General features: G+C 61.1%; 17 protein-coding genes. 10 read left to right on the top strand and 7 right to left on the bottom strand.

Annotation, left to right across the window (positions count from 1 at the left end; genetic code table 11):
* Positions 1-2: 2 nt before the first annotated feature.
* The 8 genes from GOX53_RS18350 to GOX53_RS18315 are packed head-to-tail and all read left to right on the top strand — an operon-like array spanning position 3 to position 7,029.
* Positions 3-1,331: a TRAP transporter large permease gene (locus tag GOX53_RS18350; protein WP_171178871.1), complete on the top strand. Its 1,329-nt coding sequence runs from the start codon at positions 3-5 to the stop codon at positions 1,329-1,331.
* Positions 1,332-1,343: 12 nt separating this feature from the next.
* Positions 1,344-2,651, top strand: a complete 1,308-nt coding sequence (gene hisD / locus GOX53_RS18345; protein WP_171178869.1) for a histidinol dehydrogenase — start codon at positions 1,344-1,346, stop codon at positions 2,649-2,651.
* Positions 2,644-3,405, top strand: a complete 762-nt coding sequence (locus GOX53_RS18340; protein WP_171178867.1) for an SDR family NAD(P)-dependent oxidoreductase — start codon at positions 2,644-2,646, stop codon at positions 3,403-3,405. The genes hisD and GOX53_RS18340 overlap by 8 nt, the downstream gene beginning before the upstream one ends.
* Positions 3,402-4,382 (top strand): alcohol dehydrogenase catalytic domain-containing protein, encoded by a 981-nt coding sequence (locus tag GOX53_RS18335; RefSeq protein WP_171178865.1) that lies wholly within the window; start codon positions 3,402-3,404, stop codon positions 4,380-4,382. Before GOX53_RS18340 ends, GOX53_RS18335 begins: the two co-directional genes overlap by 4 nt.
* A 29-nt stretch (positions 4,383-4,411) precedes the next feature.
* Positions 4,412-4,822 carry a universal stress protein gene (locus GOX53_RS18330; RefSeq protein WP_171178863.1) on the top strand — a complete coding sequence of 137 codons (411 nt, stop codon included), beginning with the start codon at positions 4,412-4,414 and terminating at the stop codon, positions 4,820-4,822.
* Positions 4,823-4,868: 46 nt separating this feature from the next.
* The gene (comD, locus tag GOX53_RS18325) at positions 4,869-5,375 is read left to right on the top strand and encodes a sulfopyruvate decarboxylase subunit alpha (RefSeq protein ID WP_171178862.1); all 507 of its coding nucleotides are present in this window, start codon (positions 4,869-4,871) and stop codon (positions 5,373-5,375) included.
* Positions 5,372-5,926: a sulfopyruvate decarboxylase subunit beta gene (gene comE, locus GOX53_RS18320; protein ID WP_171178859.1), complete on the top strand. Its 555-nt coding sequence runs from the start codon at positions 5,372-5,374 to the stop codon at positions 5,924-5,926. Before comD ends, comE begins: the two co-directional genes overlap by 4 nt.
* Positions 5,926-7,029 (top strand): alpha-hydroxy acid oxidase, encoded by a 1,104-nt coding sequence (locus GOX53_RS18315; RefSeq protein WP_171178857.1) that lies wholly within the window; start codon positions 5,926-5,928, stop codon positions 7,027-7,029. Before comE ends, GOX53_RS18315 begins: the two co-directional genes overlap by 1 nt.
* 80 nt (positions 7,030-7,109) lie before the next feature.
* Here GOX53_RS18315 and GOX53_RS18310 read toward each other — a convergent pair whose 3' ends face one another.
* Positions 7,110-8,015, bottom strand: a complete 906-nt coding sequence (locus GOX53_RS18310) for a LysR family transcriptional regulator (protein WP_171178856.1) — start codon at positions 8,013-8,015, stop codon at positions 7,110-7,112.
* 239 nt (positions 8,016-8,254) lie between these two features.
* On the opposite strand from GOX53_RS18310, the gene GOX53_RS18305 reads away from it, so the two are divergent.
* Positions 8,255-8,695 (top strand): DUF4399 domain-containing protein, encoded by a 441-nt coding sequence (locus tag GOX53_RS18305; RefSeq protein ID WP_171178854.1) that lies wholly within the window; start codon positions 8,255-8,257, stop codon positions 8,693-8,695.
* 69 nt (positions 8,696-8,764) lie between these two features.
* Here the strand turns inward: GOX53_RS18305 and GOX53_RS18300 are convergent, their stop codons facing one another.
* A complete protein-coding gene (locus GOX53_RS18300; RefSeq protein WP_171178851.1) occupies positions 8,765-10,204 on the bottom strand; it encodes an aldehyde dehydrogenase family protein in 1,440 nt (479 codons plus the stop codon).
* The gene (locus tag GOX53_RS18295; RefSeq protein ID WP_171178850.1) at positions 10,201-10,380 is read right to left on the bottom strand and encodes a hypothetical protein; all 180 of its coding nucleotides are present in this window, start codon (positions 10,378-10,380) and stop codon (positions 10,201-10,203) included. Before GOX53_RS18295 ends, GOX53_RS18300 begins: the two co-directional genes overlap by 4 nt.
* 88 nt (positions 10,381-10,468) lie before the next feature.
* Between GOX53_RS18295 and GOX53_RS18290 the strand changes: the two genes are divergently transcribed.
* Positions 10,469-11,119, top strand: coding sequence for a peroxiredoxin (locus GOX53_RS18290; protein ID WP_171178848.1), 651 nt, complete (start codon positions 10,469-10,471; stop codon positions 11,117-11,119).
* Positions 11,120-11,238: 119 nt separating this feature from the next.
* On the opposite strand, the gene GOX53_RS18285 is transcribed toward GOX53_RS18290, so the two are convergent.
* The 4 genes from GOX53_RS18285 to GOX53_RS18270 all read right to left on the bottom strand — a co-directional run bounded on the left by GOX53_RS18285 (position 11,239) and on the right by GOX53_RS18270 (position 13,707).
* Entirely contained in the window at positions 11,239-11,955 is a 717-nt protein-coding gene (locus tag GOX53_RS18285; protein ID WP_171178846.1) for a glycosyltransferase family 25 protein, read from the bottom strand.
* 69 nt (positions 11,956-12,024) lie between these two features.
* Positions 12,025-12,714, bottom strand: a complete 690-nt coding sequence (locus tag GOX53_RS18280) for an outer membrane protein (protein ID WP_171178844.1) — start codon at positions 12,712-12,714, stop codon at positions 12,025-12,027.
* A gap of 189 nt (positions 12,715-12,903) precedes the next feature.
* Positions 12,904-13,413: a helix-turn-helix transcriptional regulator gene (locus GOX53_RS18275; RefSeq protein ID WP_171178842.1), complete on the bottom strand. Its 510-nt coding sequence runs from the start codon at positions 13,411-13,413 to the stop codon at positions 12,904-12,906.
* Positions 13,414-13,440: 27 nt separating this feature from the next.
* Positions 13,441-13,707 (bottom strand): PepSY domain-containing protein, encoded by a 267-nt coding sequence (locus GOX53_RS18270; protein WP_171178840.1) that lies wholly within the window; start codon positions 13,705-13,707, stop codon positions 13,441-13,443.
* Between the last annotated feature and the right edge of the window lie 111 nt (positions 13,708-13,818).

The following is a 13,818-nucleotide window of genomic DNA, read 5'->3' as shown; positions in this document are numbered from 1 at the left end:
GGATGCTTTGGAATTCGCTCAATCAAACCGTTGAACTCGGCTGGGATTTCTATCTGCCGGTGATCATGTTCGTGGCCCTGATTGCCTTGGCGGTTCCCGTCTGGGCGGCCATCGGGGCGGCGGCAATCACCATGCTGATCATGTCCGGTGACCTGCCGCTCAGCCTCGTCGGTGAAAGCCTGTTTGCAGGCATTGACGCCTTTGCTCTGACCGCCGTGCCGCTGTTCATCTTGACCGGCGACGTGCTGGTGCGCACTGGGCTCTCGCGCAAGTTTCTGGATGTGGCCGAGGCCCTGACCTGTTTCGCCAAGGGCGGTTTCGGTTCGGCGACCGTGCTGGTCTGCGGCATGTTCGCCGCCATCTCCGGCTCGGACGCGGCGGGGGCCGCCGCTGTGGGCCGCATGACCATCAACCGTCTGGTCGAAAGCGGCTATCCGCGCCCCTATGCCTGTGCTCTGGTCGCCGCCGGGGCGTGTACCGGCATCCTGATCCCTCCGTCTATCGCCTATATCATCATCGGCCTGGTGCTGGGCATTTCTGCCTCGACGTTGTTTCTGGCCGCGCTCATCCCCGGTCTTGCGATCCTGGTTTCGATCCTGGTCACGAATATCATCATGAACCGGCTCTACGCCTATGAAGGCGGCGGCATGATGAGCGCTGGCGAGTGGCTGGGCAATCTGGGCAGCGCGCTGAAATCCGGCTGGTACGCCTTCATCGTGCCGGGTATCATCTTTTACGGTATTTTCTCGGGGCGTCTGACGCCGACCGAGGCCGGCGCCACGGCCGTGGTCGTCACCATAGCCATGGGTTTCATCCTGCGCACGCTGACGCTGGCGGATTTTCCGTCGATGCTGGTGAGTTCGGCCAAGGTGAACGGGGTCATCCTGCCCATCATCGCATTCTCGGCCCCGCTGGCCGAAGCGCTGGCGATCATGGGCGTGCCGCAGGGGTTCGTGACCTCTGTCACCTCGCTGACGGACGATCCCTACATTCTGATCCTGCTGATGGTGGCCATCCTGATTGCTGCGGGCTGCGTGATGGAAACCACCCCGAACATCGTGATCCTTGCGCCGATCCTGAAGCCGCTGGCCGACAATATCGGCATGAACGAGATCCAGTTCTGCATCATGATGATCACGGCGCTGGGCGTTGGCTTTATCACACCGCCGCTGGGTCTGAACCTGTTTGTCGTATCTGGCATTACCGGTGAGTCGATTCTGAAAATTGCCGCCCGGGCCGTGCCTTTTGTATTAACGATGCTGATCGTGGTTCTTCTGATCGCCTACTTGCCAGCGGTCTCGACAACCTTGCTACCTGAAATCTACCAGTAGGATTTTCTGAATATGCCTCGTGACTATCTGAAAAAGGCGACCCTGACGGCGCAATCGCACGCGACGGAGGTGCATGATACGGTCAAGACCATTCTCGCCGACATCGAGGCGGGCGGAGATGCCAAGGCGCAGGAATACGCCGCCAAGTTCGACAAATATGACGGCAATGTGCTGATGAGCGCGGCCGAGATCGAGGCCGCCTGCGCGCTGGTTCCCGAAAAGCTCAAAGCGGATATCCGGTTTGCCCATGACAATGTGCGCCGGTTTGCGGAAACGCAAAAGGCGACCGTGTCCGATGTGCAGACGGAGATCGTGCCCGGATTTATCGCCGGTCAAAAGGCGATCCCGGTGGATGCGGCGGGCTGTTATGTCCCCGGTGGGCGCTACAGCCATGTTGCAAGTGCCATCATGACTGTCACCACGGCCAAGGTTGCGGGATGCCGCCATATCACCGCTTGCTCTCCCCCGCGCCCGGGGGAAGGTGTCGCGCCTGCGATTGTCTATGCCGCGCATATCTGCGGCGCGGACAGCATTCTGGCCATGGGCGGCGTGCAGGGCGTGGCCGCAATGACTTACGGACTGTTCGGCTTGCCCCGCGCCAATATCCTTGTGGGGCCGGGCAATCAGTTCGTGGCCGAAGCCAAGCGCATTCTCTATGGCAAGGTCGGCATCGACATGATCGCGGGACCGACCGACAGCCTGATTTTGGCGGATGCCACCTCAGACGCGCATGTAGTTGCAACGGATTTGGTCAGTCAGGCCGAGCATGGGTATAACTCGCCCGTCTGGCTGGTGACCGATGACCGGGACCTGGCCCAGAAAGTCATGGAACTGGTGCCGGCACTGATCGACGATCTGCCCGAGTTGAACCGCGACAATGCCTTTGCCGCGTGGCGTGACTATGCCGAGGTGATCGTCTGTTCGGACCGCGAGGAAATGGCCGCCTGTTCTGACGAATACGCGCCCGAACATCTGACGGTTCAGGCCGCAGATCTGGATTGGTGGCTGGATCGGCTGACCTGCTATGGCTCTCTGTTTCTGGGAGAAGAGACCACAGTATCCTATGGAGACAAAGCCACCGGAACCAATCACGTGCTGCCCACATCCGGCGCGGCCAGCTATACTGGCGGGCTGAGCGTGCATAAATACATGAAGATCGTCACCTGGCAGCGCGCCACCCGCGAAGGCTCGAAACCGATTGCCGAGGCGACCGCGCGTATCTCGCGTCTGGAAGGAATGGAGGGGCACGCGCGTGCAGCAGATGTGCGGCTTGCCAAATACTTTCCCGACGAACAATTCGACCTCACCGCAGATGGATGATCCCCGGGGCCTTTTTGACCTGACTGGCCGCGTGGCCTGTGTGACCGGGGCAAGCTCCGGTCTGGGGCGGCGTGTGGCTCAGGTTCTGGCGGCGGCAGGGGCCAATGTCGTGGCCGTGGCCCGGCGCAAAGAGGCATTGGACCAGCTATGCGGCGACATTGGCAGTCGTGCCGCTGCAGTGGTTGCCGATGTCTCGGACCGGGATGGTCTTGAGGCCCTTCGGGACTCGGTTTCCGAAAAGTTCGGTGCGCCCGACATCGTCATTCATGCCGCTGGAGTGAACACGCGCGAACCGGCGGATGAGATCACGACAGAGGGTTGGGATCAGACTTTGGCGCTCAACCTCAGCGCGCCGTTCTTTCTCAGCCAACTGATGGTTCCGGCGATGAAGGAAAAAGGTTGGGGGCGCATCGTGAATTTCGCGTCTCTGCAAACGACGCGGGCCTTTCCGGGCGGCATTGCTTACGGCGCTTCAAAGGCGGGTGTGGCGCAGCTTACCCGCGCGATGGCCGAAGCCTGGTCGAGGTTCGGCATAACCGCGAACGCGATTGGCCCTGGGTTCTTCCCGACCGAACTGACGCAGGCAGTGTTTGACGACCCCGAACGGTCTGCCCGAAATGCCGCGCAAACATGTATACAGCGTAACGGCAGGGTCGAGGATATCGATGGACCGATCTTGTTTCTCTGCTCAGCCGCGTCCGATTACGTGACCGGACAGGTTCTGATGGTTGATGGGGGATTTACCGCAAAATGAAGGCGCTTGTGTATGACGGCGTTGAGAATCTGGGGTTTCGCGAGGTTCCCGATGCGCGGCCGAAGGCCGGAGAGCATCTGATCCGCGTCGAGGCGGTCGGCATCTGCGGGTCGGACATGCACGCCTATCTTGGCCATGACGCACGCAGGCCCGCGCCTCTGATCCTCGGTCACGAAGCTGCGGGCGTCGTGATTGGCGGCGCGCGCGATGGGACGCGCGTGACGATCAATCCGCTGGTCACCTGTGGAAGCTGCCGCGCCTGCGCGAGCGGGCGCGAGAATATCTGCCCGGACCGGCAAATCATCTCGATGCCACCAAGAGAGGGCGCATTTGCGCAATTTGTGGCCGTGCCTGACCGCAATTTCGTCGAGGTTCCGGGCGACGTGCCCCTGGCCAAGGCAGCTTTAGCCGAGCCGCTGGCGGTCAGTTGGCACGCGGCCCGGCTTGCGCTTGAGGCGGCGCACCGGGATTTGGACAAGCGTGCGCTGGTGATCGGCGGCGGTGCCATAGGCCTTGCCGCGGCACTGGCGCTGAGCGCGATGGGCGTTCGCGATGTCACGGTGGTGGAGCCCAACGACATTCGGCGCACGTTTTTGGCGGACCGGTGCCGCCAGAACGCGGTGGCCGAAGCTGAAGGGCAATTCCCCATCGTGATCGACGCGGTGGGCTATGCTGTAACCCGTGCTGCGGCCTCGGCTCTTGCACAGCCGGGGGGGGTTATTGCTCATGTGGGGCTGGGTGAGGATACCGGCGGGCTCGATATCCGAAAAATGACGCTGCAGGAAATCACGTTCATCGGTACATATACCTATACTGCCGAGGATTTCCGCGAGACGGCGCAGGCCATTTTCGACGGCCGCCTTGGCCCGCTGGACTGGTTCGAACAACGTTCGCTGGCCTATGGTGCCGATGCATTTCAGGATCTGCGCGCGGGCAGGGTCGCTGCGCCAAAAATCGTGTTGACCCCGTGGATGTAGACACAACTGAACAGGCAACGGAGGCAGAAATGTACACCAGAATTCTCGTCCCGATGGCGCTCGATCACGACATTTCGGGCCACACCCTGCAAGTCGCAAAGGCGCTTTGCGCCAGCAACGGCGAGATTATTGCCCTGCATGTCTACGAGTCGCCGCAGGGCTCGGTGAGTGTGTATCTGGACGAGGCCACCGTCAAAGAGGGTTTCAAACAGGCGCATCGGATGATGCAGAAAAAACTGGAAGACCTGCCGGATGTCAGGCCCGAGATTGTCAAAGGTCACACGTCGCGCTCGATCATCGATTTTGCGGACGCCAAAGGCATCGACTGCATCGTGATCGGGTCGCACAAGCCGGGCCTCACCGACTATTTCCTGGGCTCCACGGCCTCGCGTGTCGTCCGGCACGCATCCTGCGCCGTGCATGTCCACCGCAGCAGCTAATTCGGAAAATGCGCGACATGCGCTCAAACAGGAAGGCAAGTCAGATATGAATATCGACAAGAAGATCGCCGATGATCTTGTCGCCAACGATATCTCGTTCGTAACCACCGTCCCGTGCAAGCAACTGGCTGGGGTGATTGCGGAAATCGACGAACGGGACGACATCTTTCACATCCCCTCGAACAAGGAAGACGAGGGGATGGGGCTGTGTGCCGGGGCATGGATGGGGGGCAAACGTCCTGCGATCATCATGCAGAACACCGCCATCGGTGTGACGATCAACACGTTGGCCACGCTGATCCAATACTACCGGATGCCGTTGCCGATGCTGATCTCGTATCGCGGGGAACTGCGTGAACCGGTGGCCTGTCAGGTGGAAATGGCGGTGCACACCAAGGCGCTGCTGACCCAGATGAACATCCCCACCTACCACTTTCACAAACAGTCCGATGTCGAAGAACTGGACATGATCCTGAAATACACATTCATGTGCAACAAACCGGTGGCGATCCTGACCGATGCCAATTTCTGGGGAGGCTATGGCGACCAATGATCCGTTCTGAAATCCTTAAAGAGATCGCGCCGATCCTCCGTGACCAATTGGTTGTCTGCAATATCGGCATTCCCAGTCAGGAACTGCACGCAATCGACGATCAGCCAACCAATTTCTACATGCTGGGCACCATGGGTCTTGCGTCGAGCATTGGTCTGGGCCTCGCCCTGGCGCAGCCCAAACCGGTCGTTGTCATCGATGGCGATGGCTCGATCCTGACCAACATGGGTACCTTGCCGACCATCGCCAACAACGTGGCTGATAACTACATCCTGATGATCATCGACAACGGCTCGTATGGCTCGACCGGGGATCAGCCGACATATGCGGGCAGGAAGACTTCGCTGGCAAAGGTCGCCGCGGCTTGTGGTTGCGAAAACGTCGTCGAGTGCCCCGATGTAGATACGGGCGACGTGCTGAAAAAGGCCCTCGCCAGCGGCAAGATGCATGTGATCGTGGTCAAGTGCGACAGCGGCAACGCCAAGATGCCGGTGATCACCATGGACCCGGTGGTCATCCGGGACCGGTTCATGAAGGCCGTCCGCGCCTGATGGCAGCAAGCGCCATTCACAGTACTGAGGATGCCCGCCGCCTGGCGCGGCGGCGTCTGCCGTGGATGGTGTTTGACTATATCGACGGGGCTGCGGGCACGGAGACCGGAGCGACCCGGAACCGTACGGCGCTTGACGACATGACGCTGCGCCCGCGCATCCTGCGGGATGTGAGTTCAAGATCGCTGTCGACCGAGCTTTTCGGCAAGCCCGCGCAACGTCCGTTCGGGATTGCGCCCATGGGCATGTGCAATCTCTCCACCCCCGGCGCCGATCTGATGATGGCCCGCCTTGCCGCGCGCTATTCGGTGCCGCTGGGGGTTTCGACCGTTGCCTCGACGCCCATGGAGGAGTTGATCGAGGTGGCGGAAGGAAACGCCTGGTTTCAGCTCTATTTCAGCGGCGACGGGTCCGGGACCTTTCGGCTGGTGGAACGGGCCCGGGCAGCCGGATATGAGACATTGGTTCTGACCGTGGACGTGCCCGAGGTTGGGCGCCGCCCGCGTGAGTTGCGTCATGGCTTCACAATGCCGTTTCGCATCGGCCCCCGGCAGTTTCTCGATTTTGCCATGCACCCCCGCTGGTCGCTCTCGACGTTGTTTCATGGCAAGCCGCAAATGGCGAACTTCCTGATGGAGGGGTACGAATTCGACCGGACGGAAAGCCGCGCGAAAGCGGATTGGAGCACGTTAGCCAGGCTCAGGGACATGTGGCCGGGCAATCTGGTCGTGAAGGGTGTGCTTGATGTCGAGGACGCACTTGCGCTCAAAGCGGCCGGTGTCGATGCCATTCAGGTGTCCAGCCACGGGGGCCGCCAACTTGACAGCGCTCCGGCGCCGTTTTCGGTTTTGCCGCAGGTTCGAAAGGCACTGGGTGCGAAGTTTCCCATTTTTTACGACAGCGGGCTCCGCTCGGGCGAGGATGCTTTGAAAGCCCTCGCCAGCGGCGCGGATTTCGTATTCTTCGGGCGCATCCTGCAATACGCAATGGCCGGTGCAGGCGAGCAAGGGTTGGAGCGGCTCTGGACCGTGCTGAGCGATGAACTCAGCATCGCCATGGCGCAAACGGGCATGTGTTCGCTGTCATTCGAAAGGTTGGGGTGAATCCATCCCCGATCAAAAAGAAAACCCGCGCCGAGGCGCGGGCCGTTAGTTTCAGGGAGAATTTTCTCAATACGCTACCGTTACCACTCCATCGGTCCTTTTTCCGCAAAGGACTCGACCAGAAAGTCGATGAACGCGCGGACCTTGGGCTGGGTGAAACGGCCCGGAGGATAAACGGCATAGATGCCCTGCACTTCGTCAGGAAGGGTGGGCATCGCATCCTCGACCAGCCCGGCCTTCAGCGCGTCCGCATAGAGGTAGCTGGGCAGATGTGCGATCCCCAGCCCCGAAATCGCGGCATTCAGCAGGGACTGGCCGTCATTCACGCTTAGCCATCCGGCCGTCCGCACCTGCCGTTTTTCACCCGAGGGCGCGGTCAGCTTCCACACGCTGCCCGATGACTGGTTGGAATAATGCAGCAGTTTGTGCTCATTCAGGTCGTCGATCCGCTGCGGGCGGCCATATTTCTGGATGTATTCCGGTGAGGCGACCATCCGTTTCGTCGTCTCGGTCAGCTTGCGCGCGCGCAGCGTGCTGTCCTCAAGCTCGCCGATCCGCACAGCCACGTCGAACCCTTCCGAAATCAGCTCCACATAGCGGTTGTTGAGAACCATGTTGACGGTGATGTCAGGGAAATCCGACAGGAACCGGGACAGGACCGGGGACAGGTGATTGACGCCAAAATCGGTGGCAACGCTGATCCGCAACAGTCCCGAAGGCGCCGATTGCATTGAAGTGACCAGCGCATCCGCTTCGCCCGCGTCGTTCAGCACCCGGCGCGCGCGGTCATAATAGGCCAAACCGATCTCAGTCGGCGACACCCGGCGCGTGGTGCGGTTCAGCAAACGGGCGCCCAAGCGCGCCTCAAGGCTGGACACATGCTTGGAAACAGCCGACTTGGAAATGCCCATCTTCTTGGCGGCGTCGGTAAAGCCGCCCTGGTCCACCACATTGGCGAAGGCCTCCATTTCGGTAAGTCGATCCATACTCGCATCCTCGGAATTACACGTGTTGGCCTCATTCTTTGACGGGAATCTGGGCGGAAACGGGGCGGGGATGGGATAATATCGGGGATTTCATGCGGATCGTTTGCGTCCAGGAAACGCCGAAAACGTGGATTCCGGTTGCGGAATCAATGGCAAAACCGGGTGAGATGCGGCGCTTGTCTGACTTTGCGACCCGACGCGCTAGTTTACGAAAGGCTTGTTTGAAGAGGGAGAAACCCATGAGGATTTTGATTGCATCCATTGCCGCATGCCTGCTCTCGGCGCCTGTTTTTGCTGGGGGCGAAACGCCATCGAATCCCGACGCGCAGGTCTATTTCGTTAACCTTTCAGACGGCGACACCGTGACATCACCCGTCACCGTCGTGTTCGGCCTGAACGGTATGGGCGTTGCACCCGCCGGCACCGAAAAGGAAAACACCGGGCACCACCATTTGCTGATTGATCGCCCGGCGTTGGGTGAGGGAGAGGACGGGGCCGATGAACTGTCATACGGCATTCCCTCGGACGACAACCACCTGCATTTCGGCGGTGGGCAGACCGAGGTCACCCTGGAGCTGGCGCCGGGTCCGCACACGTTACAGCTGGTCCTCGGCGATCACGGGCACGTGCCGCACGCAACCCCGATCGTGTCCGACGTGATCACCATTACCGTTGAGTGACGGACGGAACCGGGCAGGTAGCCGCACCTGCCCGTTTGCTCATTTCAGAACTTTGCCTGGCGATAAGGATTACTCCGCAGCCCAGCCGCCCACGGCCTTGACCTCAAGGAAGTCCTCCAACCCCCATGTGCCGCCTTCGCGCCCGTTGCCGGACTGTTTCATGCCGCCAAAGGGCGAACCCGCCGCGCGGGACTGACCGTTCATCTCGACCATGCCCGAGCGCAGCTGACGTGCCATGCGGTTGGCGCGGGCCGGGTCCTGCGTCTGCACATAGTTGGTCAAACCATAGGGCGTGTCATTGGCGATCTCGACGGCCTCTTGCTCGGTGCCGAAGGGGATCATGGTCAGGACCGGGCCAAAGATCTCTTCCCGCGCGATGGTCATCTGGTTGTTGGCATCGGCAAAGACAGTGGGCTTGACGTAGTAGCCCTTGTTGAACCCCTCGGGCCGCCCGGTGCCGCCAGCAACCAGGCGAGCGCCTTCGTCAATACCCTTCTGGATCAGGTCCTGGATCTTGCCCCACTGCACCTCATTGACGACTGGGCCGATGTGGCGGCCTTCCTCCAGCGCGTTGCCGACGCTGACCATGTTGGCAACTTCGGCAGCGGTCTCGACCGCCTTGTCGTAGATACCGCGCTGCACCAGCATCCGGCTGGGGGCATTACAGCTTTGACCAGTGTTGTTCATCATGTGCAGCACGCCGCGCTTGACCGCCTTTTCGTCGGCATCGTCGAACACAACGTTGGCGCCCTTGCCGCCCAGTTCCAGATGCACCTTCTTGAGCGTATCGGCAGCGTTCTTGGAAATCGCGGTCCCGGCGCGGGTCGAGCCGGTGAAGCTGACCATATCCACATCCGGGTGGCCCGAAAGCTGGCTGCCGACGCCCGCCCCGTCGCCGTTCACCAAGTTGAAGACACCGGGCGGGAATCCGGCCTCATCCATCATCTCGGCAAAGATCATCGCGTTGAGCGGGCTCTGCTCCGACGGTTTCAGCACCATCGTACAGCCCGCAATCGCAGCCGCGCCCACCTTGAGCGTGATCTGGTTCATCGGCCAGTTCCACGGCGTGATCAGCGCGGCAACACCCACGGCCTCATGGATGATACGGTCGTTAGGGGCGTGATCGCCCAGGGGGCGTTCGAACGGAAACGCTTTGGCGGCGCGGATGAAGTTCTTGAGGTGCCAGATACCCGCGCCCACCTGCTGGGTACGCGACATGTCGATGGGGGCGCCCATTTCGGCCGACATGGCCTGCGCCAGATCCTCGCCCCTGGTCTTGTAGATGTCGGCCAGCTTCTCGACCAGCGCGATCCGCTCTTCGACTGGGGTGGCCATCCAACCAGGCAGGGCGGCCTTGGCGGCGGCGACGGCGGCATTGGTGTCGGCCTGCCCGCCCAGCGAGATTACCGCGCAGGGCTCTTCGGTCGACGGGTCGATGACCTGAAAGTCACTGGATTGAGACGGGGCGACCCACTGGCCATTGATATAGAAATCACGCTTTTCGATCATGTCTGCCACTCCTGATCAGACCGGTTTTCGACCGCACGGTCGGTTTTCCCGGTCACTTTGTCACCAAGGGTGAGATCCGGCAAGGGGCGCTCGAACAATTTGATCAAATTCTGCCAACTCGCTTTACCGATGCCCGGCCAAACTCGGAAAGATGCCGGTTTCATGCGTTTTGTCATGGTTCTTCGCCACCGACCCTGTAACCTTGCGGCTGAGCGATTAGGTTAGGACCGAACGACTCGGATTTAGCACCAAAGGAGACGAGCCATGGGTTTGCGCATCAACGATACTGTTCCGAATTTCACCGCCGAAACCGATCAGGGGACGATCCAGTTCCACGACTGGATCGGCGACAGCTGGGCCATCCTGTTCTCGCACCCCAAGGATTTCACCCCGGTCTGCACCACTGAATTCTCGGCCGTTGCTCAGCTTTCGGACGAATGGGACAAGCGCAATACCAAGGTGATCGGCGTGTCGGTGGACAGCGCCGAAGATCACCGCAAATGGAAAAAGGACATCGAAAGCTATGGTGGCGCCAATCCCGGCTTCCCGATCATCGCCGATGACGGGCTGGCCGTGTCCAAGGCGTTCGACATGTTGCCCGCCGAGGCTTACCTGCCCGATGGCCGCACCCCTGCTGACAGCGCCACGGTGCGCTCGGTCTTTATCATCGGGCCGGATAAGCAGCTGAAGCTGTCGATGACCTACCCGATGACCGTAGGTCGGAACTTTGCCGAGATCCTGCGGGCGCTCGATGGCTTGCAGATGACCGCAAAGGGTGTGGCGACGCCAGCAAACTGGGTGCCGGGCGAGGATGTGATCATCCCGCCGGCAGTCAGCAATGAGGAAGCCAAGGAGAAATTCGGCGAGTTCGAAACGATCTTCCCCTATCTGCGCCGGACTAAGGCGCCCGAGTGATATGCTGGCGCGCGATTGCGGCCGGGGTCAAGGCGTTTGCAAACGCCTTGAAGCAAGCGGTTTGAAAACCGCTTAAGCCGCTTGCAAGCGGCTTGGCCCCCTGCGGCAACCGTGCCGCGTCATGGTCTCTGCGGGCGCCGGTGCAGTTGTAGCCGGTATAGACCCCGCTTGAATTCCCGTCCCAGCACTTCGCCGGGGCGGGTTTTCTTTTGAATTGTTGAGCCTCCGATCTGCCCCGCGACCTCCTGATTGCCGGTCCCCTGCAAGGCATGGATCGGCTGCCCGGTGATCCAGTGCATTTGCAGGAGCGTGTCTACTGGCCTGTCGATCCGGTCCGTTGCCGCCAGCAGCCGCGCGGCTGCGTTGCGGCCCACGACCTGACAGACACATTGCAATCCGATCACCCGGGGCAGGATCAGGCGCAGCCCATCCCGTTCGACCAACACCTGGGCCGGAGCCTCGCGCTGTTTCACCGGCAGCCGGATATAGTGATCCGGGGTGGCATGGGTCTGGATCATCTCAAGTGCTGCCGCAAAGCGGTCGGGGTCGATCTGCAGGTCATCCTCGGTGGTGATCGCCAGGTCGATCTCTTCCTCAACCATCTTGCGCCAGATCCGCCGGTGGCTTTCGAACACACCGATTTCAGCCGGGCTGAGCGGAAAGGGGTAACGCGGCCGGTGCAGGTCGCCGCCAAACGCCTCGACCCCGGCGATCTGTCCGGGGTCGCGCCCGTTCACCGCCTCGAACAACTCGGCCTCGGGCAGCGCGGCACACAGCGCGTCGGCGTTGGCGCGGCGGGCAGTACTTGTGGACATGTGGATGACAAAAGAACGCATGACCCAGTGCATAGAACACCGGGTCATGCTGGGGAAGCGAAACCGGACATGACCGCCTCCCCGGGGGGATCAGAAGTTGAAACGCAGACCGAGGTTGAGGCTGAACGTATCCAGATCATCCTCGACTGTGCCAGTTACCGATCCGTTCGGAGCAAGCCGGGGGCTTGAGACGTCAAAGGCCCGGGAATACCGCGCATCCAGCGTCACGTCCGTACTCGGGTTCAGTTCATACGCGACCCCGGCAATTGCCTGCGCGCCGAAACTGGTATCGTCCCCGTCGATCCTGACACCGGGCCCATAGACCAGATCCAGATCCGAGCGCGTGGCACCCACACCAAACCCGGCAAACGGGGTGAACGCACCGCTCTGTTTGAAGTCAAAAAGCACATTGGCAAACAGCGAGGTCGAGGCCACATCGCCGGACACATTGACCTCGGGCGCCGGGCCGTTACCCGAGAAGTTCAGCCCGTCCACGTCGTTGTCGCGATAGGACAGCTCCAGCTCGATCCGGGTGCCGATATTGCCGTTCGACCATTGCCGGATCTCGCGCCCGATGGCCAGGCCCAGCCCATAGCCGGTGTCGAAATCGCCAGCCACCGATTGCGGGGCACCGCCGATGGTGCCGGAGAAATCGGTGTCCTGCAGTTGGTTGGCTCCGACGAAACCCTGAATATAGGTGCCGTCGGGCAGGCTTTGGGCCGAAAGGGCCGAGGCCGACAGGGCCAACGCGGCAGAGGCCAGAATGAGGCGGGAGATCATGGGGAATATGTCCTTGTTCCAGATAATGCGGATCGCATGGCGCACATCTGGTGGCGGGCGCGGCAAAATAAAGCGCCCGCCCGTTCACTTCGCGTCACGGATGATTTGAGGCTTGTGAGTGAATAAACCCAGGCCGCCGGCCCGCTCCTTACCCGGCAGGCGGGAACCCCTGCCTGCGGCCTCCCGGATTCAGGATTTCGAAGGCGATACCAGCACCGGATCGGCGACCAATTCCTCGATGAAATAGCTCAAAAGCTGCAACCGACCCGAGACCCCGGCCTTGCGGTAGACCGAGGCGCATTGCGCCTTGATCGTCCCCTCTTTGGTCTGGCGCATGGCGGCGATATCGGCCACCGACAGCCCCTTGATCGCCAGCATCGCCACCTCGCGCTCGGCGGTGCTGAGCCCCCACTCGGTGAACTGCGTATCGATCAGCTGCGCAAAGGCCCCCGATGCGATGTCCAGTTGCCGCCGCATCTCCTGCCCGCGCAGGGTCAGGCTGCGGATATGCAGCGCTGTGGCCACCAGCCCGCCGACCAGTGCCAGCGAGATAACCAACTCGAAGGCGTGGATGTGACGAAAGCCCGGGCTCTCCGCTGCTCCGGTCCAGTCCACTATGCCGTCGAACACGAAAAAGGTGGCGCAGGCCGCCTGCACCACCAGAAGGAGCCATAACCAAAGCGTATGCGATTTGCTCATGAGGCTCCTTAACAGATGTCAGGAGGTTCAGTCCTCCTCGGTTTCGATCTCGGTCACCGTGCCGTCGGCCCGGCTCAGCTCCAGCTCAGTTTCGACGCCATCCTTGAGGACTTCAACCTCGATTTCGTCGCCTTTCACTTCGATTTCCTGAACGGTGTAGCCCTGTTCTTCGAGCTTGGCGCGGATCGCGGCCTCATCGGTGCCCAGCTTGTCGCCCACGGCGAACCCGGCAAAGGCCAGCGCGGGCACGGCAATGATGGCAGAGGTCAGGGTGAGGGTCTTGAGGGTGTTCATCTCGCATCTCCTGTTTGGCGTTGATGATGACAGCGACTTGGGTGGGTGCTGCCGGTGATGCGATTGGTCTTGGGTTGATTTGGGGGCTATTGGACCTTGGTTTATGTGCTT

Origin of the sequence: Ruegeria sp. HKCCD8929, from assembly GCF_013031405.1 — a bacterium.
GTDB lineage: Bacteria > Pseudomonadota > Alphaproteobacteria > Rhodobacterales > Rhodobacteraceae > Ruegeria.
This window is presented reverse-complemented; position numbering and strand designations above follow the sequence as displayed.

Excerpts from the sequence above, each read along its gene's own strand:
- GOX53_RS18350 (WP_171178871.1), top strand. The coding sequence starts at position 3 with ATGCTTTGGAATTCGCTCAATCAAACCGTTGAACTCGGCTGGGATTTC.
- hisD (WP_171178869.1), top strand. The coding sequence starts at position 1,344 with ATGCCTCGTGACTATCTGAAAAAGGCGACCCTGACGGCGCAATCGCAC.
- GOX53_RS18340 (WP_171178867.1), top strand. The coding sequence starts at position 2,644 with ATGGATGATCCCCGGGGCCTTTTTGACCTGACTGGCCGCGTGGCCTGT.
- GOX53_RS18335 (WP_171178865.1), top strand. The coding sequence starts at position 3,402 with ATGAAGGCGCTTGTGTATGACGGCGTTGAGAATCTGGGGTTTCGCGAG.
- GOX53_RS18330 (WP_171178863.1), top strand. The coding sequence starts at position 4,412 with ATGTACACCAGAATTCTCGTCCCGATGGCGCTCGATCACGACATTTCG.
- comD (WP_171178862.1), top strand. The coding sequence starts at position 4,869 with ATGAATATCGACAAGAAGATCGCCGATGATCTTGTCGCCAACGATATC.
- comE (WP_171178859.1), top strand. The coding sequence starts at position 5,372 with ATGATCCGTTCTGAAATCCTTAAAGAGATCGCGCCGATCCTCCGTGAC.
- GOX53_RS18315 (WP_171178857.1), top strand. The coding sequence starts at position 5,926 with ATGGCAGCAAGCGCCATTCACAGTACTGAGGATGCCCGCCGCCTGGCG.
- GOX53_RS18310 (WP_171178856.1), bottom strand. The coding sequence starts at position 8,015 with ATGGATCGACTTACCGAAATGGAGGCCTTCGCCAATGTGGTGGACCAG.
- GOX53_RS18305 (WP_171178854.1), top strand. The coding sequence starts at position 8,255 with ATGAGGATTTTGATTGCATCCATTGCCGCATGCCTGCTCTCGGCGCCT.
- GOX53_RS18300 (WP_171178851.1), bottom strand. The coding sequence starts at position 10,204 with ATGATCGAAAAGCGTGATTTCTATATCAATGGCCAGTGGGTCGCCCCG.
- GOX53_RS18295 (WP_171178850.1), bottom strand. The coding sequence starts at position 10,380 with ATGACAAAACGCATGAAACCGGCATCTTTCCGAGTTTGGCCGGGCATC.
- GOX53_RS18290 (WP_171178848.1), top strand. The coding sequence starts at position 10,469 with ATGGGTTTGCGCATCAACGATACTGTTCCGAATTTCACCGCCGAAACC.
- GOX53_RS18285 (WP_171178846.1), bottom strand. The coding sequence starts at position 11,955 with ATGCGTTCTTTTGTCATCCACATGTCCACAAGTACTGCCCGCCGCGCC.
- GOX53_RS18280 (WP_171178844.1), bottom strand. The coding sequence starts at position 12,714 with ATGATCTCCCGCCTCATTCTGGCCTCTGCCGCGTTGGCCCTGTCGGCC.
- GOX53_RS18275 (WP_171178842.1), bottom strand. The coding sequence starts at position 13,413 with ATGAGCAAATCGCATACGCTTTGGTTATGGCTCCTTCTGGTGGTGCAG.
- GOX53_RS18270 (WP_171178840.1), bottom strand. The coding sequence starts at position 13,707 with ATGAACACCCTCAAGACCCTCACCCTGACCTCTGCCATCATTGCCGTG.